This window comes from Pelomonas lactea (genome assembly GCF_043555885.1).
Lineage (GTDB): Bacteria > Pseudomonadota > Gammaproteobacteria > Burkholderiales > Burkholderiaceae_C > Pelomonas > Pelomonas lactea.
In genome coordinates this window covers 218,050-242,244 of sequence record NZ_JBIGHX010000008.1, presented here as the reverse complement: position 1 = coordinate 242,244, position 24,195 = coordinate 218,050, and the positions used below count along the sequence as shown (strand labels likewise).

The 24,195-nt window shown below is 70.6% G+C and carries 18 protein-coding genes; 13 read left to right on the top strand and 5 right to left on the bottom strand.

Annotated elements, in window-relative coordinates; genetic code table 11:
* Positions 1–6 precede the first annotated feature (6 nt).
* Positions 7–1,968, bottom strand: coding sequence for an acetate--CoA ligase (acs, locus tag ACG04Q_RS20685; protein ID WP_394513258.1), 1,962 nt, complete (start codon positions 1,966–1,968; stop codon positions 7–9).
* 118 nt (positions 1,969–2,086) lie between these two features.
* Between acs and ACG04Q_RS20680 the strand changes: the two genes are divergently transcribed.
* Together ACG04Q_RS20680 and ACG04Q_RS20675 are read left to right on the top strand one after the other, a co-directional pair.
* Positions 2,087–2,710 carry a TIGR00645 family protein gene (locus ACG04Q_RS20680; RefSeq protein ID WP_394513257.1) on the top strand — a complete coding sequence of 208 codons (624 nt, stop codon included), beginning with the start codon at positions 2,087–2,089 and terminating at the stop codon, positions 2,708–2,710.
* Between the two features lie 195 nt (positions 2,711–2,905).
* On the top strand, positions 2,906–6,343 hold the full coding sequence (locus tag ACG04Q_RS20675; protein WP_394513255.1) for a hypothetical protein: 3,438 nt from the start codon (positions 2,906–2,908) through the stop codon (positions 6,341–6,343).
* 16 nt (positions 6,344–6,359) lie between these two features.
* Here ACG04Q_RS20675 and fumC read toward each other — a convergent pair whose 3' ends face one another.
* The gene (gene fumC / locus ACG04Q_RS20670; RefSeq protein ID WP_394513253.1) at positions 6,360–7,745 is read right to left on the bottom strand and encodes a class II fumarate hydratase; all 1,386 of its coding nucleotides are present in this window, start codon (positions 7,743–7,745) and stop codon (positions 6,360–6,362) included.
* A 108-nt stretch (positions 7,746–7,853) separates the two neighbouring features.
* On the opposite strand from fumC, the gene ACG04Q_RS20665 reads away from it, so the two are divergent.
* Positions 7,854–9,392 (top strand): fumarate hydratase, encoded by a 1,539-nt coding sequence (locus tag ACG04Q_RS20665; protein ID WP_394513251.1) that lies wholly within the window; start codon positions 7,854–7,856, stop codon positions 9,390–9,392.
* A gap of 51 nt (positions 9,393–9,443) precedes the next feature.
* Here the strand turns inward: ACG04Q_RS20665 and ACG04Q_RS20660 are convergent, their stop codons facing one another.
* On the bottom strand, positions 9,444–10,454 hold the full coding sequence (locus tag ACG04Q_RS20660) for a SphA family protein (protein WP_394513249.1): 1,011 nt from the start codon (positions 10,452–10,454) through the stop codon (positions 9,444–9,446).
* Between the two features lie 263 nt (positions 10,455–10,717).
* Here ACG04Q_RS20660 and ACG04Q_RS20655 point away from each other — a divergent pair, with 263 nt between their 5' ends.
* Both ACG04Q_RS20655 and ahr read left to right on the top strand, forming a co-directional pair.
* Positions 10,718–11,344 carry a chalcone isomerase family protein gene (locus ACG04Q_RS20655; RefSeq protein WP_394513248.1) on the top strand — a complete coding sequence of 209 codons (627 nt, stop codon included), beginning with the start codon at positions 10,718–10,720 and terminating at the stop codon, positions 11,342–11,344.
* A gap of 73 nt (positions 11,345–11,417) precedes the next feature.
* Positions 11,418–12,431, top strand: coding sequence for an NADPH-dependent aldehyde reductase Ahr (ahr, locus tag ACG04Q_RS20650; protein ID WP_394513247.1), 1,014 nt, complete (start codon positions 11,418–11,420; stop codon positions 12,429–12,431).
* Positions 12,432–12,435: 4 nt separating this feature from the next.
* On the opposite strand, the gene ACG04Q_RS20645 is transcribed toward ahr, so the two are convergent.
* The gene (locus ACG04Q_RS20645) at positions 12,436–13,722 is read right to left on the bottom strand and encodes a mechanosensitive ion channel family protein (protein ID WP_394513246.1); all 1,287 of its coding nucleotides are present in this window, start codon (positions 13,720–13,722) and stop codon (positions 12,436–12,438) included.
* Between the two features lie 59 nt (positions 13,723–13,781).
* On the bottom strand, positions 13,782–14,717 hold the full coding sequence (locus ACG04Q_RS20640; protein ID WP_394513245.1) for a histone deacetylase family protein: 936 nt from the start codon (positions 14,715–14,717) through the stop codon (positions 13,782–13,784).
* 30 nt (positions 14,718–14,747) lie between these two features.
* Between ACG04Q_RS20640 and ACG04Q_RS20635 the strand changes: the two genes are divergently transcribed.
* Genes ACG04Q_RS20635 through mltB form a run of 8 tightly spaced genes read left to right on the top strand, consistent with a single transcriptional unit; the run spans position 14,748 to position 24,176 of the window.
* Positions 14,748–15,680 carry an AAA family ATPase gene (locus ACG04Q_RS20635; RefSeq protein ID WP_394513243.1) on the top strand — a complete coding sequence of 311 codons (933 nt, stop codon included), beginning with the start codon at positions 14,748–14,750 and terminating at the stop codon, positions 15,678–15,680.
* A 10-nt stretch (positions 15,681–15,690) separates the two neighbouring features.
* A complete protein-coding gene (locus ACG04Q_RS20630; RefSeq protein ID WP_394513242.1) occupies positions 15,691–16,671 on the top strand; it encodes a DUF58 domain-containing protein in 981 nt (326 codons plus the stop codon).
* On the top strand, positions 16,668–18,704 hold the full coding sequence (locus ACG04Q_RS20625; RefSeq protein WP_394513241.1) for a transglutaminase TgpA family protein: 2,037 nt from the start codon (positions 16,668–16,670) through the stop codon (positions 18,702–18,704). The genes ACG04Q_RS20630 and ACG04Q_RS20625 overlap by 4 nt, the downstream gene beginning before the upstream one ends.
* A gap of 51 nt (positions 18,705–18,755) precedes the next feature.
* Positions 18,756–19,805: a hypothetical protein gene (locus ACG04Q_RS20620; protein ID WP_394513240.1), complete on the top strand. Its 1,050-nt coding sequence runs from the start codon at positions 18,756–18,758 to the stop codon at positions 19,803–19,805.
* A gap of 25 nt (positions 19,806–19,830) precedes the next feature.
* A complete protein-coding gene (locus tag ACG04Q_RS20615) occupies positions 19,831–20,898 on the top strand; it encodes a hypothetical protein (protein ID WP_394513239.1) in 1,068 nt (355 codons plus the stop codon).
* A gap of 26 nt (positions 20,899–20,924) precedes the next feature.
* Positions 20,925–21,986 carry a hypothetical protein gene (locus ACG04Q_RS20610; RefSeq protein WP_394513237.1) on the top strand — a complete coding sequence of 354 codons (1,062 nt, stop codon included), beginning with the start codon at positions 20,925–20,927 and terminating at the stop codon, positions 21,984–21,986.
* A gap of 13 nt (positions 21,987–21,999) precedes the next feature.
* Positions 22,000–23,085, top strand: a complete 1,086-nt coding sequence (locus ACG04Q_RS20605; protein ID WP_394513236.1) for a hypothetical protein — start codon at positions 22,000–22,002, stop codon at positions 23,083–23,085.
* 35 nt (positions 23,086–23,120) lie between these two features.
* Positions 23,121–24,176: a lytic murein transglycosylase B gene (gene mltB, locus ACG04Q_RS20600; protein WP_394513235.1), complete on the top strand. Its 1,056-nt coding sequence runs from the start codon at positions 23,121–23,123 to the stop codon at positions 24,174–24,176.
* Positions 24,177–24,195: the final 19 nt, after the last annotated feature.

Below are 24,195 nucleotides of genomic sequence, written 5' to 3'. Positions count from 1 at the left end.
TGCGGATCAGTAAGCCTGGCCCAGCTGCTCCAGGATGGCGGGGTTCTCCAAGGTGCTGGTGTCCTGCGTGACGCTCTCGCCCTTGGCCACCGAGCGCAGCAGCCGGCGCATGATCTTGCCGGAGCGCGTCTTGGGCAGGTTGTCGCCGAAGCGGATGTCCTTGGGCTTGGCGATGGGGCCGATCTCCTTGGCCACGTGGTCGCGCAGCTGCTTGGCGATGGCCTTGGCCTCGTCGCCCGTGGGGCGCGGCCGCTTCAGCACGACGAAGGCGCAGATGGCCTCGCCGGTGGTGTCGTCCGGGCGGCCCACCACTGCGGCCTCGGCCACCAGCTCCGTGCAGCTGACCAGCGCCGACTCGATCTCCATCGTGCCCATGCGGTGGCCCGACACGTTCAGCACGTCGTCGATGCGGCCGGTGATCGTGAAGTAGCCCGTCTCCGCGTCCCGGATCGCGCCGTCGCCGGCCAGGTAGTAGCCCTTGAGCTCGGCCGGGTAGTAGCTCTTCTTGAAGCGCTCCGGGTCACCCCAGATCGTGCGGATCATGGACGGCCACGGCTTCTTGACCACCAGGATGCCGCCCTGGCCGTTGGGCACGTCGTTGCCGGTCTCGTCGACGATGGCTGTCGTGATGCCCGGGAAGGGCAGCGTGCAGGAGCCGGGCACGAGTGTGGTCACGCCGGGCAGCGGCGTGATCATGTGGCCGCCGGTCTCGGTCTGCCAGAAGGTGTCGACGATGGGGCAGCGGCCGCCGCCCACGTGCTGGTGGTACCACTCCCAGGCGGCCGGGTTGATGGGCTCGCCCACCGAGCCCAGCAGACGCAGGCTGCTCAGGTCGTACTTCTTCGGGTGCACTGCCTCGTTGCTCTCGGCCGCCTTGATCAGCGAGCGGATGGCCGTCGGCGCCGTGTAGAAGATCGTGACCTTGTGCTTCTGGATCATCTGCCAGAAGCGGCCGGCGTCCGGATACGTGGGCACGCCCTCGAAGACGATCTCGGTGCCACCCAGCGCGAGCGGGCCGTAGGTGATGTAGGTGTGGCCGGTGACCCAGCCGATGTCGGCGGTGCACCAGAAGATGTCGTCGTCCTTCAGGTCGAAGGTCCACTTGGTCGTCAGCGCCGCATGCAGCAGGTAGCCGCCAGTGCTGTGCTGCACGCCCTTGGGCTTGCCGGTGGAGCCGGACGTGTAGAGCAGGAACAGCGGATGTTCGGACTCGACCCACTCGGGCGCGCAGGTCGTCGGCTGCGCGGCGGTCAGCTCGTGCAGCCACAGGTCACGCCCCTCCACCCAGCCGATGTTGCCGCCGGTGCGCTTGTAGACGATGACGTCGCGCAAAGTCGGGCAGCTGTTGTCGGCCAGCGCCTCGTCGACGATCGATTTCAGCGGCAGTGCCTTGCCGCCGCGCTGCTGCTCGTCGGCGCAGATCAGCGCGACGGCGCCGGCATCCTGCACGCGGTCGCGCAGGCTCTGCGCGGAGAAGCCGCCGAACACGACCGAGTGCGTCGCGCCGATGCGGGCGCAGGCCTGCATGGCCACGACGCCCTCGACCGACATGGGCATGTAGATGACGACCCGGTCGCCCTTCTGGATGCCGCGGGCCTTCAGCGCGTTGGCGAGCTGGCCGACCCTGGCGAGCAGCTCGGCATAGGTGACGCGGGTCACGGCGCCGTCGTCGGCTTCAAAGATCAGCGCCGTCTTGTCGCCCTTGCCGGCCTCGACATGGCGGTCCAGGCAGTTGTAGGAAACGTTGAGCTTGCCGTCCTCGAACCACTTGAAAAACGGCGCCTCGCTGTCGTTCAGCGTCTTCGTGAACGGCGTCTGCCAGCTCAGCAGCTCGCGGGCCAGGCGGGCCCAGTAGCCGGCGTAGTCCTTGTCGGCCTCCGCCACCAGCGCCGCGTAGCCGGCCTCGCCCTTCACATGCGCGTTGGCCACCCACTCGGGGCTGGGGGCGTAGGTGTTCAGCGTGCTCATCGTCTGTCTCCTGGAGTTGCTTGGCGCGGACTGTGCTTCGGGCGTCTGACGATGCCCTGACGGCGTGACGTCATTCACGCCACCTAGAATTTCCGGCAATTCTGCTCGGTCCTACCCCATGCCCAACGATCCCCAGCTCCGCCCCCTGCCCCGCCTGATCTTCGCCAGCCGCTGGCTGCAGCTGCCGCTGTACCTGGGCCTCATCCTGGCCCAGGCCGTCTACGTGTTCCAGTTCTGGACCGAGCTGGTGCACCTCATCGAGGCCGCCTTCGGCAACCAGGGCGCGCTGGAGATGCTGGTCAAGAGCATTGGTTATAAGAGCACCGCCATCAAGGACGCCGCCGGCACGATCATCGGCTACGAGCCCATCGCCAAGCTCAACGAGACCATCCTGATGCTGGTGGTGCTGGGGCTGATCGACGTCGTCATGATCTCCAATCTACTGATCATGGTCATCGTGGGCGGGTACGAGACCTTCGTGTCGCGCATGGACCTGGGCGGCCACCCTGACCAGCCGGAGTGGCTCAGCCACGTGAACGCGTCGGTGCTGAAGGTGAAGCTGGCCACGGCCATCATCGGCATCAGCTCCATCCACCTGCTGAAGACGTTCATCAACGCCGACAACTACACCGAGAAGACGCTGATGTGGCAGACGCTGATCCACGTCGCCTTCCTGCTGTCGGCCATGGCCATTGCCTACACGGACCGGCTGCTGGCGCACCACGAGGACAAGGCGCACTGACGTGCCACGCTTGCCGGCCGATCCGGCAAGCCGCCCGCCGCTCACATCCGTTGCACGCGGTTACCGTGGGTAAGCACGCTGTGAAGCGTGATCCGCCGCACGCCCGGCGATGATGCCGCCCGCCGACGGGGCGAGCCGACGGCCACAATCCGGCCGCGCTCACAGCCCCGTCCTCCCAAAGGGCCATCCATCATCATGTCAGACCAAGATCGCCGAGAGTTCCTACGCCGCTGGGCCGCCACCGTGGGTGTGGTCGCGCTGCCCGGCTGTGGCGGCGGCGCTCCCGGCGCCGCGGCCACGGCGTCGGCAACTGCAGCCGACGGTGCCGCATCCGCCGCTGCGCCGGCCGCATCCGCCCCGTCACCGGCTGCGTCGGCCCCGGCCAACGCGGGCGCCGGTGCCGCGGGTGCTTCGTCTGGTGCCGCGGCATCAGCCAGCGCCGGGCCTATCCAGTTCTGGGTGCACTCGGCCACGACACTGACGCAGGCGCCTTTCACGCTGGGGCTGTCGCTGCCCAAGGGCAGCATCCCGTCCGGTTCGACAGCAGTCGCGTCGACGGCCGGCGTCCAGGTCGTCGTCAAGAACCGCTGGTCCGACGGCTCCGTGAAGTTCGCGATCGTGTCCGGCGCCGTTGCCGTGACCGCTGGCACACCGACCAAGCTGGGGCTGAGCGCCAGCACCGCGGCCGCGCCGTCGCCCGCCGCCCTGGCCGTGAGTCATCTCAAGGCCACCGGCGTGACCGCCGCCGTCGACGCCGGCAGCTGGGGCAAGGCCAGTTGGTCGGGCAACGACTGGGACGCACCGTTCCTGGCGTGGGTGGCCGGCCCGCAGATGTCGAGCTGGATCTACCGCAAGCCTGTCGGCACCGACCCGCACCTGGTGGCCTGGCTGGAGGTGCGGCTGTACGCCAGTGGCGCCCTCGAGGTGCTGCCGTGGGTGGAGAACGGCTACCTGGCCGTGGCCGCCCCGGCCAGCCGCAACGCCACCTACAGCTTCACACTGGGCGGCAAGCAGCGCTTCTCCCGCGCCATCGACCTGCCCAGCCGCTGCCGCACGCCGCTGCTGGAGGGTACGGCGCTGTCCTACTGGCTCGCCAACGATGTCGACGTTGTTGCGCGTCAGGACACCCAGATGCTGCAGGCCAGCGAACTGGTGCCCAGCTATCACGGCAAGACCGGCACGACGTCCGGCGCCTACCGGGCACTGCCGGCCTCGTTCACGCCGCTGCAGCAGGGCGGCTACTCCGGCAGCATGGGACAGACGGGCTACCAGGCGGCCATCGGGCTGCTGCCGGAATGGGACGTCTGCTTCCTGACCTGCGACGACGCGATGGCGCCCTACAAGGGCGTCGTGCGCAATGCCTTCAGTGCCGGCCGCTATGCGCTGCACTTCCGCGACGAGAAAACCAACCGGCCGCTGCGCTTCAGCGACTACCCCAACCTCAGCGTCAACGCGTCGACCAAGCTGCAGTTCCCGCCTGGCGCCAGCGGCACCGGCGCCCCGGGCTGGGACATTCCGCACCACCCGTCCGTGGGCTACATGGCCTACCTCGCGACGGGCCTGTGGTACTGCATGGAGGAAGTGCAGTTCGCCGCCACGTACAACTTCCTGGGCCAGGTGGACGACCAGCGGCGCTTCAGCCAGGGCGTGTTCCTGTCGTCGTCGGGTGCAGCCACCGTGCGCGGCGCGGCCTGGGCCGTGCGCACGCTCGCGCAGGCCAGCGTGGCGACGCCGGACGACGACATGCTGCGCGCGGAGTTCATCGCCTCGCTGACCAGCAACATCGAGTTCAACCACGCCACCTATGTGGCCAAGCCCAACAACCCGTTCGGCATCGTCGCGCCGTATGGCGACGCCTACGGCAGCAACAGCGACGGGCGCGTCACCGAGGCCCCGTGGCAGCAGGACTTCTACACGGCCGCGTTCGGCTACGCGCTGGCGTTGCAGCCCGGCGTGAGTGCCGACGCCCTCGGCAAGCTGTCGGCCTTCTTCGCCTGGAAGGCGCGCAGCGTCATCGGCCGGCTCGGTGGCACCAGCAGCACCGAATGGCTGTACCGCGATGCGGCCGTCTACACGATGGCCGTCGCGCTGGTGGACTTCCCCGACTGGTCCGGCGGCACGGGCCCGTGGCCGGAGAACTGGGGCGCGCTCTACAAGGCCTCACTGGGCACCGCCAACCCCGGCACCGCCGGCGACCTGCGCGGCTCCTACTTCCCCGACGGCACCAGCTACTGGGGCAATCTGCTGCCGGCCATCTCCTATGCGGTGCGGCATGCCGTACCCGGCGCCGCCGAGGCGTATGCACGCCTCACAGGTGCCAGCAACTGGAGCTCGCTGATCACGACGTTCAATGGTTCTCCCGTGTGGGGCGTCAAGGCGTTGTCGACTTCAGGCCAGGTCGTCGTGCCCACGCCGACACCGTCCCCGCCGGCGTCGCCCGCTCCGCCACCGCCCCCACCACCTCCCCCGCCGCCGCCGGCAGCACCACCGCCCCCGCCGCCGGCCCCCACACCGCCGGCCTCAGCTGCAGGCGGGTCGCCCGCGCAGGCGCCGACACCGCCGGTCGCGACGCTGCCCGCCTGGGCGCGCGGGCTGCCCACCTGGCAATGGACGCCCATTGCCGGCACGGCGCTGTCCAGCGTCGAACCCAGCCCGCGCCCGCTGGGCGCGACCGGCCCCAGCGCCAAGATCGATGCCTGGTGCGGGGCCTCGCTGAAGCGCAAGGGCAGCGTCTACATGCTGGGCGCCGCCGGCGGCCACAACGACTACGCGGGCAACGAGGTGGACGCGCTGAACCTGCTGGCCGACCAGCCCGCCTGGGAACAGTTGCGCGCGCCGTCCTCCAACGCCGACATCGTCAACAGCGTCCAGTTCTTCCTGGACAACCGCCCCTCACCCACCCACACCTACTACGCCACGCAGTTCATCGACCGGCTCAACCGCATGGTGGTGTTTGCCAGCGGCGGCTCGGAGGGCAGCTTCCCGGCTGCGCCGGCGACCCATGCTTACGGCGGCTCCAGCCGCTCCTACAGCTTCGATGTGAGCAAGGGTGACTGGGATGCACCCGACTACATCGCCAAGTTCCCCGGCAACGGGGACTTCCTCGCCTGCCTGTGCGTGCGACACCCGCTGACCGGCGACGTCTATTACTCGCGCAACTACGGCGACGGCTGGTACCGCTGGACGGCCACCACCAATCGCTGGGACAAGCTGTCGGGCACGACCCGCGCCCCGTGGTACGCCGGTGCCGCCATCGACACGCAGCGCAACCGCATGCTGGTGGTGGGCGGCTACTCGCCGATCAAGCCCGTGGTGATGGACCTGAACGGCAACACGCAGCAGGTCACGTTCGGCGGCCTGGGCGCCGACGCGCTGCTCGTCACGGGCTACCCCGGCGTCGTCTACGACGAGATCAACGACACCTTCGTCATCGCCTACAACGAGGGCGCCAGCATCAAGCTGCTGACCGTCCGGGCGTCCGACTTCCAGGTGGCGGCGCCGACCGTCAAGGGCAGCTTGCCCGCCGCGCGCACCAACGGCATCCAGAATTCGCTGCAGTACGTGCCGGAGCTCAAGGGGGTCGTCATCGCCAACAGCTACCGAGGTGACGTCTACTTCATGAAGACCGCCTGACGGGGCGCGGGGGGGCTCAGCGCCCCACCATCTGCCCCGGCACCACCCAGGCGTCGAACTGCTCGGCCGTCACGTGGCCCAGCGCCAGCGCGGCCTCGCGCAGGCTGCTGCCGTCCTTGTGCGCCTTCTTGGCAATCTGCGCGGCGCGGTCGTAGCCGATGTGGGTGTTCAGCGCCGTCACCAGCATCAGGGAGCGCTCCACCAGTTCGGCAATGCGCGCCTCGTTGGGCGTGATGCCCACGGCGCAGTGGGTGTTGAAGCTCGCCATGCCGTCCGCCAGCAGGCGCGCGCTCTGCAGGACGTTGTGGATGACCATCGGGCGGAACACGTTCAGCTCGAAGTTGCCCGACGCGCCGCCGATGTTGATGGCCACGTCGTTGCCCATCACCTGCGCGGCCAGCATCGTCACCGCCTCGCTCTGCGTCGGGTTGACCTTGCCGGGCATGATGGACGAGCCCGGCTCGTTCTCCGGGATGCTGATCTCGCCGATGCCGCTGCGCGGGCCGCTGGCCAGCCAGCGCACGTCGTTGGCGATCTTGGTCATGCTGGCCGCGAGCGTCTTCAGCGCGCCGTGCGCGTGAACCAGCGCGTCGCACGACGCCATGGCCTCGAACTTGTTCGGTGCCGTCACAAAGGGTTGACCCGTCAGCCGTGCCAGCTCGGCCGCCACGGCTTCCGCATAGCCCTTGGGCGCGTTCAGCCCGGTGCCCACCGCCGTGCCACCCAGCGCCAGCTCGTACAGATGCGGCAGCGCGGCCAGCACGTGGCGCTCCCCATGCGCCAGTTGCGCCACCCAGCCCGAGATCTCCTGCCCCAGCGTCAGCGGTGTCGCGTCCTGCAGGTGCGTGCGGCCGATCTTGACGATGTCGTCATAGGCCTCGGCCTTCTGCTGCAGCGTCGTGCGCAGCGCGCGCAGCGGCGGCAGCAGCCGCTCCGTCAGCGCCTGCACGGCGGCCACGTGCATGGCGGTCGGGAACACGTCGTTGCTGCTCTGGCTGCGGTTCACGTCATCGTTGGGGTGCACCAGCCGCCCCTCGCCGCGCTCGCCGCCCAGCAGCTCGCTGGCGCGGTTGGCCAGCACCTCGTTGACGTTCATGTTGGTCTGCGTGCCCGAGCCGGTCTGCCAGACCACCAGCGGAAACTCGTCGGCATGCAGACCGGCGATGACCTCGTCGGCCGCCTGCACGATGGCCTCGGTCTTCTTCGCGTCCTGCAGGCCCAGCGCCTGGTTGACGACGGCCGACGCGCGCTTGACGCGAGCCAGCGCGCGGATCAGCTCCGGCGCCTGGCGCTCGCCGGAGATGTCGAAGTTCTGCAGCGAGCGCTGCGTCTGCGCGCCCCACAGCCTGTCGGCCGGCACCTCGATGGGGCCGAAGGTGTCGCGTTCGATGCGAGTGTTCATGTCAGCTTCTCGTTGGACGATGCGGTCAGCATAGTCACCCCGTGAACCCCGGCGGCCGTCAGGGCCGTCGATAATTCCGCCCATCCCTCCCGCCGCCCCAGGCCCGCCATGACCACGATCCGCCAGCAAGACCTCATCGACAGCATCGCCGCGGCGCTGCAGTACATCAGCTACTACCACCCCGCCGACTACATCGCCCACCTGGCCCGCGCCTACGAGAGCGAGCAGAGCCCGGCCGCCAAGGACGCCATCGCGCAGATCCTGACCAACAGCCGCATGTGCGCGGAAGGCCGCCGCCCCATCTGCCAGGACACCGGCATCGTCAACGTCTTCCTGAAGATCGGCATGGACGTGCGCTGGGAAGGCTTCGCCGGCAGCATCGAGGACGCCATCAACGAAGGCGTGCGCCAGGGCTACAACAACCCCGACAACAAGCTGCGCGCGTCCGTGCTGGACGACCCCATCTTTGCGCGCAAGAACACCAAGGACAACACGCCCGCCGTCGTGCAGATGGAAGTCGTCCCCGGCAATACGGTGGACGTCATCGTCGCGGCCAAGGGCGGCGGCTCCGAGAACAAGAGCAAGGTCTACATGCTCAACCCCAGCGACGACATCGTCGACTGGGTGCTCAAGACCGTGCCCACCATGGGTGCCGGCTGGTGCCCGCCGGGCATGCTGGGCATCGGCGTCGGCGGCACGGCCGAGAAGGCCGCGCTGCTGGCCAAGCAGGCGCTGATGGAAGACATCGACATGTACGAGCTGCTGCAGCGCGGCCCGCAGAACAAGCTCGAGGAACTGCGCATCGAGCTGTACCAGAAGGTCAATGCCCTGGGCATCGGCGCCCAGGGCCTGGGCGGCCTGACGACGGTTCTCGACGTGAAGATCAAGACCTTCCCGACGCACGCGGCCAGCAAGCCCATCGCGATGATCCCCAACTGCGCGGCCACGCGGCATGCGCACTTCGTGCTGGACGGCAGCGGCCCCAGCTACATCGAGCCGCCCAGCCTGGACCTGTGGCCCGACGTCAACTGGGCCCCCGACTACAACAAGAGCAAGCGCGTCGACCTGAACGCGCTGACACCGGCCGAGGTGGCCAGTTGGACGCCCGGCCAGACGCTGCTGCTGAACGGCAAGATGCTGACCGGCCGCGACGCCGCCCACAAGCGCATCCAGGACATGCTGGCCAAGGGTGAGCAACTGCCCGTGGACTTCACCAACCGCGTCATTTACTACGTCGGCCCGGTCGACCCCGTGCGAGACGAGGTGGTGGGCCCGGCCGGCCCGACCACCGCCACGCGCATGGACAAGTTCACCGACATGATGTTGGCCAAGACCGGCCTCATCGCCATGGTGGGCAAGGCCGAGCGCGGCCCGGTCGCCATCGAGTCGATCAAGAACCACAAGAGCGCCTACCTGATGGCGGTGGGCGGCTCCGCCTACCTCGTCAGCAAGGCGATCAAGGGCGCCAAGGTGGTGGGCTTCGCCGACCTGGGCATGGAGGCCATCTACGAGTTCGACGTGGTGGACATGCCCGTCACGGTGGCCGTGGACGCCACCGGCACCAGCGCCCACATCACCGGCCCCGCCGAGTGGAAAGAGCGCATCGCCAGTGGCAAGGGCATCGCCATTCCGGTCACGGCGGGCTGATCAGCCGCCGCCCGGCGCACGCCAGCGCCTGGGCGGCTGCCGCGGCAACGCTCAGTCCAGCCGCAGGTTCAGGCGCACCCAGGCGAGCTGGCCCTGCGGGCGGTTGCGCACGCCGAACTCCTGCATGACCTTGAGATCCAGCGCCCAGACACCGCTTTCCGACTGGTAGGCCACCATGGGGCCGATGGAATAGACGCGCGCCTTGTTGCCATGGCTGGCCACGCCCGGGCCGCTGTCGCCGGTGAACTGGCGCACCACATAGCCCTGCAGGCCGGCGCGCCAGCTGTCGTCGATGCGGTACATGCCGGCCCAGTCGGCATGCAGGTACTGGCCCGAACGGACCTGGGTGTCGGAGTTGCGGGTGTTGACCGAGTAGGTCGCGCGCAGGCCCAGCTCCAGGCCGTTGTCCCACACGCGCGACGCGATCAGCAGCGGGCGCACCGTCCAGAACTTGCCGGCACCGGGGTTGACCGCGCGGCCGGCGACATAGCTGCCCGTCGGCGCCACGACGCTGACGCCCAGCGCCGTGCGGCCGTCGTCACCCTGCCAGTCGACGAAGGCGGTGACGTCCAGGTCGCCCTGGCCGCTCTTGCTGCCGCTGCGCTGGGCCGAGCCCTGGGCCAGCAGGCCGTTGACCGCAGCCACCGTGCCGGCGGGCAGGCCGGCCGGCAGCGTGGTGCTCAGCGTCACATCGTTGCGCTGATGCACCAGCGGCAGCGTGGCCGAGAAGCCCAGCCGGCCTTCCTGCACCAGCGTCTCGGTGATGTAGGTGAAACGCGGCACCAGCACCGTGGCCTCGATCTCGCCGTCGGCGCGCACCGGCAGCGTACCCAGCGGCGTCGTCGTGTCGGTCACCGGCGCCTTGCCGTCATTGCCGCGCAGCTTGTTGGCGCTGTAGTGCTGCAGCCAGATCTGACCGTAGGCGCCCGGGAACTGGGGCGTCGTCAGCTCGTAGCTCGGCGCGCCCAGCAGGGCACGGAGCTGGCCGTTCTCGGTGGCCGAGGCCCCGCCGGCAGACAGGCAGGCCACGGCGGCCAGCATCGCGGAAATGCGCTTGTTCATGGAGTCTTTCGTAGTGAATGCAGGCGTCGGCGCCGGTGGAGCGGGCCCCGGGCGACAGTGGCCGGCATGTTGCCAGCGGGCATGCCTGCCATTTCCGCACGACCGTTCACAAAATCGGGTAAACCCTGAACTACTTCCGATTTCGCGGCCGCCGATGCACACCTGAAGTGGCGCGACGGGTGACACTGCCGCCCCGAGACGACCCGGCGATCGCTCGTCATTCCACAAGCCCGCCGCGCATCACCCAAGCAAGAAGGATGACCATGCCGCACTCGCTCCCCCGCCTCTCCCGCCGCCTGCTGCTGGCCGGCTCAGCCCTGTCCGCGCTGGCGCTGCATGCCGGCATCGCGGCCGCGTCCGACGTACAGGTGGACGGCTACAGCTTCCCGGACACCACCACGGTCGGCGGCCAGAACCTGGTGCTCAACGGCGTGGCGTCGTCCAGCATCCTGTCCACGCGCTCGTCCATCGTGGCCTTCTACCTGCCCAGCAAGCAGAAGACGACCGAGGCGGCGACCACCGTCAAGGGCCCCAAGCGCATCCAGTTCTACATGGTCCGCACCGTCAGCGCGCGCGACCTGTCCAACGCGCTGCTGGACCGCATCCGCCAGAACGTCAGCACCGAGGAGTTCCGCGCCAACATCATCTCGACGGCGCAGCTCGGCACGGTGTTCAGCACCATCCCGCGCATCAACAAGGGTGACAAGGTCGTCATCGACTACCTGCCCGGCACCGCCGGCACCGAGTTCACGCTGAACGGCCAGAAGATCGGCGAGACCATCCAGGGCGAGGCCTTCTTCCCGATGATGATGAAGGTCTGGATCGGCCCCAAGGTGCGCGACACCACGCGCGAAGGCCTGCTGGGCCTGACCGGCAGCGACGCGCGCTGACCCGCGTGGCCCCTGGCGACGCCCCACAATGGGGGCGAGACGGCCGACGTCGGTCCGTGCCAGGAGCCCGCCCATGTCCTCTTTTCGCGCCTACGCCGCCCACACCGCCGGCGGCCCGCTGCAACGCTTCGACTTCGACCCCGGCCCGCTGGGCGACGAGGACGTCGAGATCACCGTCGAGCACTGCGGCATCTGCCACTCCGACCTCGCGATGATCGACAGCGAGTGGTTCCCGGCCAGCTATCCCGTCGTGCCGGGCCACGAGGTGGTCGGCCGCATCACCGCGCTGGGCCCGCGTGCCAAGGGGCGGCAGCTGGGCCAGCGCGTCGGCGTGGGCTGGCACACCGGCAGCTGCATGCACTGCGGCTTCTGCATCGGCGGCGAGCAGCACCTGTGCGGCCAGCGCCAGCCCACGCTGATCGGCCGGCACGGCGGCTTTGCCGACCGGCTGCGCGCGCACTGGGCCTGGGCCATCCCGCTGCCCGACGCGCTGGACCCGGCCGCCGCCGGCCCGCTGATGTGCGGCGGCGGCACGGTTTTCCTGCCGTTCGTGCTGCACGCCATCAAGCCGACCGACCGCGTCGGCGTCGTCGGCATCGGCGGGCTGGGCCACCTGGCCGTCAAGTTCGCACGCGCCTGGGGCTGCGAGGTGACGGCCTTCACATCGTCGGCGAGCAAGCGCGACGAGGCACTCGCGCTCGGCGCGCACAAGACCGTGTCCAGCGTCGACAAGGCAGAGCTGAAGGCCGCGGCCGGCAGCCTGGACTTCCTGCTCATCACCGTGGGCGCCGCATTGAACTGGGATGCACTGATCGGCACGCTGGCGCCCAAGGGCCGCATGCACCTGGTGGGCGTCGTGACCGACGCGCTGAGCGTCAGGAGCGGCGGCCTGCTGAGCTGGCAGAAGGGCCTGTCGGCCTCGCCCACGCCACCGCCGTCGGTGCTGGCGACGATGCTGGAGTTCTCGGCGCGGCACCAGATCCTGCCGCAGGTGGAGCGCTTCCCGATGAGCCGCGTCAACGACGCGCTGGATCACCTGCGCAGCGGCAAGGCGCGTTACCGCGTCGTGCTGGACGCGGACTTCTGACCGCTCACGGCGCCGCTGCCGCGGACGCCCCCTTGGGCTGCCTCTGCACCTGCTGCGGGTAAGGAATGTCCACGCCCAGGTCCTTGAGCGTGCGCCAGATCGTGAGGTTCACGTCCGACCGCACGCCGCCGCTGCCGTTCTCGGGATCCATGATCCAGAAGAAGACGCTCAGCTCCAGCCCGCTATCGGCAAACCGGCTCAGCTGGACCGACGGCCCCGGGTCGCTCAGCACGCGCGGCACACCGGCGATGGCGGCCGCCAGCGTGTTCATGACGTCGTCGACCTTGCAGTCGTAGTCCACCTGCACCGTCGTGGACAGCAGCACCCGCGGGTCGGCCAGCGAGGAGTTCTCCACGCGCTGCGTGATCAGCATCTCGTTGGGCACGATGGCTTCCTTGCCGCCCAGCGACCGGATCACCGTGTAGCGCGTCTTGATGTCGGTCACGCGGCCCTCGAAGCCGTCCACCTTCACCATGTCGCCAATGCGCAGGCTCCGCTCGGCCAGGATGACGAAACCCGACACATAGTTGGCCGCCAGCTTCTGCAGGCCGAAGCCCAGGCCCACGCCCAACGCGCCGCCCAGCACGCCCAGCGCCGTCAGGTCGATGCCCGCGGCCGACAGCGCGAACAGCAGGCCCACGAACAGCAGCAGCGCGCGGATGGCGCTGGCGGCGATCTTGCGCATGGACAGATCCATGGACTCGCGCTGCAGCAGCCGCGACTCGATGGCCGCCGAGATCCACAGCGCCACCACCAGCACCAGCGCTGCCGTCAGGCCGCCCTCGATCATGTTGCGCAGCGTCAGCTTGACGGTGCCGAACTTCCAGCCAATGTCGTCCAGCTCGTCCAGGATGACGGGCAGCAGGCCCGTGATCCACAGCACGGCGCCCAGCCACATGATCCACGAGCCGATGCGCTCCACGAGGCGGATGGGCGCCGAGTCCGGCCAGGCCGCGCGCAACACGCGGGCGATGACGCGGATGACCGCCAGCGACACCAGCACCGGCAGCGCCAGCTTGAACAGCGCCGGCGCCAGGCCCCACAGCGGCAGCAGGCGACGGGCGCCGAAGGCCAGCGCCAGCGCCAACAACGGGAACAGCGCGCCGTCGATGACGCGCTCGCCGAACAGCACGCTGTGCTCGCGCCGAGTGGCCGCACGCGAGGCGGCCCAGCTGAGCAGCCCCGACAACGCCAGGCAGCCCAGCAGCAACGCCCACTCGGCCAGTGCGTCGGTGCTGAACACACGGCCCAGCAAGGCCTGCAGCTCGTTCAGGCTCAGAGGTTGATGCATTGAATTCATGTCAGGGGCGGCCGCCCACCCGGTGCGGCGCCGATCATCTGGAAAAAAGATTACAGGTCGGCCAGCGCCCGCAGATGCACACCCACACTGCGCGCCAGCGCGCCGAGGTGGTAGCCGCCCTCCAGCACCGACACGATGCGGCCCTTGGCATGGCGCGCGGCCACGTCCTTCAGCCGCAGCGTGATCCACTCGTAGTCCGCTTCCACCAGGCCCAGCTGACCCAGGTCGTCCTCGCGGTGGGCGTCGAAGCCGGCGGAGATGAAGATCATCTGCGGCTTGAAGCGCTCCAGCGCCGGCAGCCACATGGCCTCGATGATCTCGCGCACCTCGCCGCCGCGCGTGTAGGCCGGCAGCGGCACGTTGACCATGTTGGTGCCCTTGGGCACGGCGCCGCTGTACGGGTACAGCGGGTGCTGGAACAGGCTGACCATCAGCACGCGGTCATCGCCCGCGATGATGTCCTCGGTGCCGTTGCCGTGGTGGACGTCGAAGTCCACGATGGCCACGCGCTGCAGGCCGCGCTCGTCCAGCGCATGCCGCGCCGCGATGGCCACGTTGTTGAAGAAGCAAAAGCCCATGCTCTGGTCGCGCGTCGCGTGGTGGCCCGGCGGGCGCACGGCGCAGAAGGCGTTGTCGGCCCGGCCGTCGATGACGAGGTCGGTGGCCTGCACCGCCGCGCCCGCGGCCATCTGCACGGCGGCCCAGGTGTGGGCGTTGGCGGAGGTGTCGGGGTCCACCGCGCAGCGCTCGCCGCGTTCGGCGCAGCCGCGCAGCAGCTCGCCGATCTCGGCCACGTAGCCATGCGTGTGGGCGCGCTCCACGGCCTTCAGGTCGACGGGGCTGGCATCGAAGTGCTCCAGCGCCTGGTCCACGCCCGAGGCGATCAGCCAGTCGTCGATGGCGGCCAGCCGCGCCGGGCACTCGGGGTGGCCGTCGCCCATGTCGTGGCGGCGGCATTCGGGGGGATTGAAATACGCGGTGGGCATTTGCCGTTGTCTCTTGCTATGGTCTGCGCCATGACGCCATCACGAACGCTGGCAGGCCAACTGCAGGCTCTGCAAAACCAGATTAGCACGGTCATCAAGGGCAAACCCGCGCAGATCGCCGATTCACTGGCCTGCCTGATGGCCGGCGGCCACCTGCTCATCGAGGACCTGCCCGGCGTCGGCAAGACGACGCTGGCGCATGCGCTGGCCATTTCGCTGGGGCTGAAGTTCTCGCGGCTGCAGTTCACGGCCGACCTGCTGCCCAGCGACCTGCTGGGCGTCAGCGTCTACGAGCGCGAGAAGAACGGCTTCGTCTTCCACCCCGGCCCGGTGTTCGCGCAGGTGCTGCTGGCCGACGAAATCAACCGCGCCGGCCCCAAGACGCAGAGCGCGCTGCTGGAGGCGATGGAGGAGCACCAAGTCAGCATCGAGGGCGTCAGCCACCCGCTGCCGCAGCCCTTCTTCGTCATCGCGACGCAGAACCCCAGCGAGCAGCTGGGCACCTTCCCGCTGCCGGAATCGCAGCTGGACCGCTTCCTGATGTGCATCTCGCTGGGCTACCCGGACGCCGCCGCCGAGCGCGAGCTGCTGATGGGCGGCGACAGCCGCGAGCAGCTGCGCGAGCTGCAGCCGGTGATGACCCCGGCCGACCTCTTGCAGGTACAGGCCGCTGTGAAGGCGGTGCACGCCGCGCCGCCGCTGCTGGACTACCTGCAGGCACTGCTCGCCGCAACGCGCTCGGGGCAGTGGTTCGTCGAGGGCCTGTCCCCCCGCGCCGGCCTGGCCGTGCTGCGCGCCGGCCGCGCGCGGGCACTGCTGCAGGGGCGCGACTACGTGTCGCCCGACGACCTGCAGGCCATCCTGCCGCAGACCATCGCGCACCGGCTGCAGCCGCGCGCCGGCGCCGGGCGCGGCGCGCGGGAGCAGGTGCGGGCGATGATCGAAGCCATCCCCCTGCCCTGACCCGCCCGCGATGCTCGCCCGCACGATGCGCGCCCGCTGGCAGGCCTGGTGGCAGGCCCGCCAGCCCCAGGCCGACACGCACATCACCACCCAGCGCAATGTCTACATCGTGCCAACGCTGGCCGGCCTGGCCTTCTGCGGCACGCTGGCCGTGCTGCTGCTGGCGTCCATCAACGAGCAGCTGAGCCTGGGCTATGCGCTGACGTTCGCGCTGACCGGCGCGGGCCTGGCGTCCATGCACACGACGCACGCCAACCTGCGCGGCCTGCAGATGGACCTGCGCGCGCCCGACGGCGTGCACGCCGGCGACGAGTACGCGCTGGAGCTGCGCCTGCACAACCCGGGCAAGGACCGCTTCGGCATCGCCGTCAGCGCGCAGCTGGACACGGGCCTGACCGAACCCGCGTGGGTGGACGTGCCGGCGCTGGGCCACGCGGTGCTGACGCTGCGCCTGCCGGCGCCGCAGCGCGGCCTGCGCGCGCTGCCGCGGCTCGTCATCGCCACGCGCTTCCCGCTGGGGTTCTTCCGCGCCTGGAGCTACTGGCGGCCCGCCAGCCAGGTCTGGGTGTACCCGCGCGCCGAGGCCGTGCCGGCGCCCTTCCCCGCGCAGGCCGAGGCCGGTGCTGCCGAGACCACGGCGGCGCATGCCTGCGCCAGCGGCACGGACTTCTCCGGCGTGCGTACCTACCGCCGCGGCGACTCGATGAAGCAGATCCTGTGGCGCAAGTCCGCGCTGGCGCTGGACCAGGGCCTGCCGCTGTGGGTGCGCGAGACCGAGGCGCCGCTGGCGCGCGACCTGTGGCTGGACTGGCGCGACACCACCGGCCGCGACATCGAAGCCCGGTTGTCCCGCCTGGCCGCCTGGGTGCTCGCCGCCGAGCGGCTGGGCCAGCCCTACGGCCTGCGGCTGGCCGGCCGCGAGCTGGCGCCGTCGCTCGGCGCGACGCACCGCGTGGCCTGCCTGCAACTGCTGGCGGGGTTCGGCGCATGAGCGCCTTCCAGGCCTGGTGGGCACGGCTGCCGCGCGACACGCGCGACAGCCTGTTCCTGCTGGCCGTCATCACCGCCGTCATGGCGCCGCACGCCAGCCACCTGCCGCTGTGGGCCACCGGGTTGACCGGCCTGGTGCTGCTGTGGCGGGCCCAGATCGCGTGGCGCGGGCGGCCGCTGCCCAGCCGCTGGTGGCTGGTGGGCATTGCCGCGGTCTACGCTGCCCTGACCTGGCTGACCTTCCGAACGCTGGTGGGCCGCGAGGCCGGCATCACGCTGCTGGCAGTGCTGATGGCGCTGAAGACCCTGGAGCTGCGCGCGCGCCGCGACGCCTTCGTCGTGTTCTTCCTCGGCTTCTTCCTCGTGCTGACACAGTTCCTGTACTCGCAGTCGCTGCTGACGGCAGCAGGCGCGCTGCTGTCGCTGTGGGGGCTGCTGGCGGCGGTCGTTCTGGCGCAGATGCCCACGGGCGTGCCCAGCATCGCCATCGCGGCGCGCCGCGCGGCCGGCACGACGGCGCTGGGCCTGCCGGTCATGGTGCTGCTGTTCGTGCTGTTCCCACGCATCGCGCCGCTGTGGGGCGTGCCCACCGAGACCATCGGCAAGACCGGGCTGTCCAACCAGCTGGATTTCGGCGCGATGAGCGAGATCGCCAACGACGACGGCATCGCGATGCGGCTGAAGTTCGACGGCGCCGTGCCGCCGCCGGACCAGCGCTACTTCCGCGGCCCGGTGCTGACCCGCTTCGACGGCAAGACCTGGCGCGCCCCCGACACCCGCACCAGCCAGAGCTGGCTGCGCGGCCGGGACGACCTGGCCGTCGACGGCGCCGTGCTGCGCTACGAGGTCACGATGGAGCCGCTGCGCATCCCCGTGCTGCCGCTGCTGGAGATGGCGCCCGGCGGCCCCGGCACCGAGCTGCCGCTGCCAGACCTGACGCTGGCCCGCGGGCCCGAGCTGCAGTGGGTGGCGCCCCGCCCCATCACCGAACGGCTGCGGCTGAACGCCACGGCCGGGCTGGACTGGCGCTCCGGCCTCAAGCTCAACCGGCTGCAGCAGGCCACGCTGACCGACCTGCCCGCCGGCAACCCGCGCAGCCTGGCCTGGGCCCGCGAGCTGGCCGGCCAGCCACGCTTCGCCAGCCTGGAACCCGGCCCGCGCGCCGAGGCACTGGCCACCGCACTGCTGGACCATGTGCGCAGCGCCGACTTCACCTACACCCTGTCCCCCGGCCGCTACGGCGAGGAGACGCCGCACGTCATCGACGAGTTCTGGCTGGACCGCCGGCTGGGCTTCTGCGAGCACTTCGCGTCGGCCTTCGTCGTGCTGATGCGCGCGATGGGCGTGCCGGCGCGCATCGTCACCGGCTTCCAGGGCTGGGACGCCGAGCCGCAGGACGGCTACCTCGTCGTGCGCAACGCCAATGCGCACGCCTGGGCCGAGTTCTGGGTGGAGGGCCGCGGCTGGCTGCGCAGCGACCCCACCGCCGCCGTCGCGCCCAACCGCGTCGCGCAAGGCCTGGCGCTGCAACCACAGCCGGGCGCCTACAACGTGCTGGGCCAGATCAACCCGGACCTGTGGCGCGCGCTGCGCAACGGCTGGGAGACGGTGAACAACCGCTGGCAGCAGCTGGTGCTGAACTACTCGCGCCAGAACCAGTTCGACCTGCTGAAGAAGCTGGGCTTCGAGCGCCCCGACTGGACCGGGCTGGGCCAGGCGCTGGCCGGCGTCATCCTCGCGTTCACGCTGGCGGCCATGGCCTGGCTGCGCTGGAGCAGCCGCCCGCACGACGCCTGGAGCCGCCAGCGCGCGCGCATCACCGCGCTGCTGGCCCGCGCCGGCGTGGCGCTGCCGCCGCACGAAAGCCCCGCCGCCTGGGCGCGTGCGCTGCGCCGCCAGCACGGCCAGCGCGGCGAACCCGCGGCGCAATGGCTGGAGAAGCTGGAACGCTCGCGCTACGCGGCAGATGCGCCGGCGCCTAGCTGGGCCGAGCTGCGCATCGCCGCGCGCCTGCTGAGAACCCGCAACAGGTAACGACGCGACTTCGGTGACACTGCGCGCCAGCTCCACTGCCGCCCGTCGCCGATGCCGATGTCGCTCCGCCTGCCCCGCCCGCTTGCCGCTCTCGCCCTGCTGATCGCGGCGACGGCGGCGCCGGCCTGGGGCCAGGCCACGGCGCCCGCCACGCCCGCGCAGCTCATCGACCGGCTGGGCGTGCAGGTCCGCCAGGCGCTGGAAGACCGCCGCAGCGGCCTGACGCCCGACGGCGCCGAGGCGGCGGTGGCGGCGCAGATCACGGCGCTGGCGCGCCGCTCGGTGGGCGACGACGCGCTGGTGGCCACCGACTCACTGGGCCGCACGCCGCTGATGCTGGCCGTCAGCGGCGGCTATGCGGCGGTCGTCGAGGCGCTGCTGACCGACCCCGTCGTGCGGCTGCGCATCGACGCCCGCAACGCGGCCGGCGAGACCGCCTGGATGATCGCCAGCACCGCCCCATCGATGACGCTGATGGCCTGCCAGCCCGGCCTGCTGACGCTGGAGCGCCACGCGCTGCTGACGCCCTACCTGCGGCGCATGTCCCAGCTGATCGCGGACAGGAAGTCGCCCATCGCCCGCATCCAGCAGGCGCTGGAAGACGCCGGGGCCGAGCGCGCACCCGACGCGGCCCGACAGGCCTGGCTCGCCCGCTGCCCCAACGCGTCGCCCGAACTGCGGCAGGCGCTGGGCGGCGCCGACCTGCTGAGCCCGCTCGTCAACGACGCGCTGCAACGCCAGATGGCGTTCAACAAGGCCTACCGCGCCGGCCTCGCGACACTGCCCCAGCGGCCGCCGCCGGACATGCGGTTCATCGCCGCGCCCGGGCGCGTGCTGGCGGTGGGGGACATGACCTGCCCCCGCATGGCGCCGCCCACGCTGGCGGGCTCGCTCGACTGGACCGGCAGCCTGCGCCTGCTGGCCCGCATCGCCACCCGTGGCGGCATCGTGGAAGTCGTCGATCTCGCCGTGCAGACGGACGCCGGCACGCCCGCCATCGTCATCGACCATTTCCGCAGCCTGCTCATCCGCACGCTGGCGGCCTACCAGTGCGAGGGCGAGCATGTCTTCGAGCAAGAGTTCGTGTTCCGCGTCCAGTGATGCCTCAACGCCCGCGATGTCTGAGATGACTCCACCCCGACGCGCCGCGCGCCCCCGGCTGCTGCTGGCACTGGCCCTGATGCTGGGCACCGCCGTGCAGGCACAGCCTGCCGGCACGCCGCGGCAGATCATCGACGCCCTGGGGCTGGAACAACGGCAGCTGCTGCAAAAACCCGACCCCAAGCGCTCTCCGGAAGACGCCGAGCGCGACGCCGCAGCGCAGATCAAGGCGCTCATCGGCTCGTCGCCCGGCCACCTGTCCCTCACCGAGGCGGACCCGCGCGGCCGCACGCCGCTGATGCTCGCGGCCGGCCAGAGCTACGCGCTCATCGTCGAGGCATTGCTGAGCGACCCCGGCGTCAGGCTGTCGATGGACGTCGCCAACGCCGACGGCGAGACCGCGTGGATGCTGGCCAGCTTTGCGCTGCCGATGACGCTGCCGGCCTGCCAGCCGGGCAGCCTGACGGTGGAGCGCCAGCTGCAGATGCTGCCCTACCTGCGCCGTCTGGCCCACCTGGCCAAGACGAAGGCGGCCTCCATCACGGCCACCATCGACGCGCTGGAAGCCGCGGGCATCCAGCCCCGGCCCGACGACGCCAAGCGCGCCTGGCTGGCGCGCTGCCCGAATGCCGCGCCCGACCTGCGCCGTGCGCTGGCCGAGGGCGAGCTGATGCCCACGCTGGTCAACACCGCCACTACGCGCTTGGCCGAGTACGTGCGTGCCACGCGGGACGCGCCACGCAAGGTGCCGCTGCGCCCGCCCGCCGGCATGCGTTTCGTGCCGGACGGACAACGCCGCGACACCGTCGGCCTGGTGCCGCAGTTCGCCGCCGAGGTGCCCGGATGCCCACGCGTGGTCAGGCCGCGGCTGGACAACCCCCTGCCCTGGAAAGGCATGCTGCGGCTCAAGGCGGTCGTCTGGACGCGCGGCGGCGTCGTGGAGGCCGTCGATGTGGATCAAGTCGCCATCAATGGGCGGCAGGACGACGACATCACCAACTTCTTCCGGGACGTCACCCTGAGGGCGCTGGCCGGCTACGAGTGCGAAGGCGATTTCGTGTTCGAGCAGGAATTCCAGTTCGAGATCCGTTGATGCGTTCCATGTCCCCAATCTTCCCCATGCGCTTTCATCCCCGCCTTCAAACCACCGCGCTGCTGTGCCTGGCGCTGATGCTGGGCGTCGCCCAGGCCCAGCCCGCCGCCACGCCGCGTCAACTCATCGACAACCTCGGACTGGACGTGCGGCACCTGCTGCAGACGCCCGACCTCAAGCGCACGCCGGAAGCCGCGGAACGCGACGTGGCGGAGCAGATCAAGGCGCTCATCCGCACCACCCCGGGCCATCCGTCCCTCACCGCCATCGACTCGCGCGGGCGCACGCCGCTGATGCTGGCGGCCGGCCACGGCTACGCCCTCATCGTCGAGGCCTTGCTGTCCGACCCCAGCGTCAGGCTGACGGTGGACGTCGCCGACGCCGACGGTGAGACCGCGTGGATGCGGGCCAGCTTCGCACTGCCGATCACGCTGCCCGCCTGCCAGCCCGGCAACCTGACGGTGGAACGCCAGAACCTGATGGCCCCCTACCTGCGCCGCATGACCCACGTCGCGAGGACCGGGTTCACCGCCGTCTACGCCACCGTTGCCGCGCTGGAAGCGGCCGGCGCCCAGCGTCGGCCGGATGAAGCCAAGCGGGCCTGGCTGACGAGCTGCCCCAACACCGACACCGACCTTCGCGGCGCGCTCGCCGAGGGCGAGCTGACCCCGGCGCTCATCAAGGCCGCCGTGACGCGGCAGAACGAGTACGCCCGGGCCACCCGCGCGGCGCGGCCGAAGGTGGCTCAACGCCCGCCGAAGGACATGCGCTTCATTCCGGAGGGGCAGACCCGCGACACATTCCAGCTGGTGTCGCAACTGGCCCGCGAGCCGGGGTTGTGCCGGGTGTTGCCCAAGCCGCAGCTCCAGGACGAGCTGGCCTGGGAAGGGCAGATCCTGCTGCGCGCCATCGTCTCCACGCGCGGCGGCGTGGTGGAGGCGGTCGATGTCGAGCGGCTGTCCATCACCGGTGATCGGCAAGAAGCCGTGACCCACTACTTCCGCCATGTCGTGCTGAACGCGCTGGCCGGCTACGAGTGCGAAGGCGACTTCGTTTTCGAGCAGGAGTTTCATTTCGCCGTCCGCTGACACCGCCATCACCATGCCTGCCTCGCCAACCCACGCACGCGCCGCCCTGCGCCGCGGCGCCCTCACCGCCCTGGCCGCGTTCGCCACCTTCGCGCCCGCGGCCCGAGCCGACGACGTGCCGCGCGCGCCCCGGCACATCGTCGAACGGCTGGGCGTCGAGATCCGCCAGATCCTGGCCACCGCCACGCCGGACAGGACGCCCGAAGACGCCGAGCGCGCCGCCGCCGCGCAGATCACGGCGCTGATCCAGCGCGAACCCGGCCATCTTTCGCTGACCGAACCCGATGCGCGCGGCCAGACCGCGCTGATGCTGGCGGCCAACGGCGGCTACCCGCTGGTTGTCGACGCGCTGCTGGCCGACGCCAGCGTCAAACTGGCGGTCAATGCCGCCGACAAGGACGGCCATACCGCCTGGATGATTGCCAACTTCGCGCCGACGCTGACCCTGGCCGCCTGCCAGCCCGGCGCGCTGACCCGCGAGCGCTACATCCTGCTGCCGCCCTATCTGCTGCGCATGGCCCACCTGCTGAAGACGCGGGCCGCCGGGCTTGGCGCCATCGTGCAGTCGCTGGAAGCCGCCGGCGCGCAGCCCCAGCCGGAGGCGGCGAAGCGCGCCTGGCTGGCCCGATGCCCCAACACGGCGCCGGAGTTGCGCGCCGAACTGGAGGCCGGCCCGCTGATGCAGACGCTGGTGGCCCATGCGATTGCCAAGCAGTCCGAGTTCAACAAGACCGCCCAGCAGTCCGTGCGCAGGCTGCCCATGCGACCGCCCAAGGACATGCGGTTCATCTCGGCCGAACGTGAGCACGGTGCCCGGCCGGCTCGCGCGCTGCTGGGCACCCACCAGACAATCTGCAGTCACATGCGCAAGGCGGAGATTCCGCGCATCGCCTGGACGGGTGAGATCCGACTGCGTGCCACCGCGTCGGCGAATGCCGGCATCGTGGAAGTGGCCGATATCGACGTGATCTCCATCAAGGGCGACAAGCCCGAAGCCGCCGGCGAGTTCTTCCGCGGCCTGGTGCTGCAGGCGCTGGCAGGCTATGAGTGCGAAGGCAACGTGATCTTCGAGCAGGAGTTCCATTTCGAGGTCAGCTGACCTCCGGCCACCGCGCCGCCCCGTATGCTGCACGCGTGAACCGCCTCCGCTCCCTGACCTGCCTGGCCGCCGCGCTGCTGCTGGCCACCGCCGCCACCGCCAAACCGCGCCGCGAGCCACCGCCGAAGCCGCTGGGCACGCGGCCGGCGCTCGTCGCCTTCGCCAACGAACTCGCCGCCGCCGAGGGCTGGGATGCCGCCGCGCTGCGCCGCCAGCTGGCCGCCGCCAGCAACCTGCCCAAGGTGCGCCAGCTCATCCTGCCCGCCGCGGCGCCGACGGCCAAGAACTGGGCGGCCTACCGCGACCGTTTCGTCGAGCCCCGGCGCATCGACGCAGGCCTCGCGTTCTGGGCCCAGCACGAGGCCGCGCTGGCCCGCGCCGAAGCCACCTACGGCGTGCCGGCCGAGGTCGTCATGGGCATCCTCGGCGTGGAGACCTACTACGGCCGCATCATGGGCGGCTTCAAGGTGCTGGACGCGCTGGCCACGCTGGCCTTCGACTTCCCCGCCGCCCACCCGCGCGCGGCCGAGCGCCAGGCCTTCTTCCGCAGCGAGCTGGCCGAGTTCCTGCGGCTCACGCGCGAGCAAGGCCTGGCCCCCGAGGACGTGCGCGGCAGCTACGCCGGCGCTTTGGGCTGGCCGCAGTTCATGCCCGGCAGCTGGCGCAAGTACGCGGTGGACTTCGACGGCGACGGCCACATCAACCTGATGGCCAGCCCGGTGGACGCCATCGGCAGCGTGGCGCACTACCTGGCCGAGTTCGGCTGGAAGCCGGGCCAGCCCACGCACTACGCCGACGTCACGCTGCCCGCCGACCCGGCGGACCGCGCCCGCCTGCTGGCGCCGGACATCAAGCCCACGTTCACGGCCGCCGAGCTGCTCGCGGCCGGCGCCACGCTGCCGGACACAGCCCGCAGCCACGCCGGCCCACTGGCCGTCATCGAGCTGCACAACGGCGGCGGCGCGCCGACGCTCGTGCTCGGCACGGAGAACTTCTGGGTGGTCACGCGCTACAACTGGTCGGCCTACTACGCGCTGGCCGTCATCGAGCTGGGCCAGGCCGTGAAGGTGGCGCGGCCGACGGCGCCCTGAGACTGCGCGCCGCCGTGCA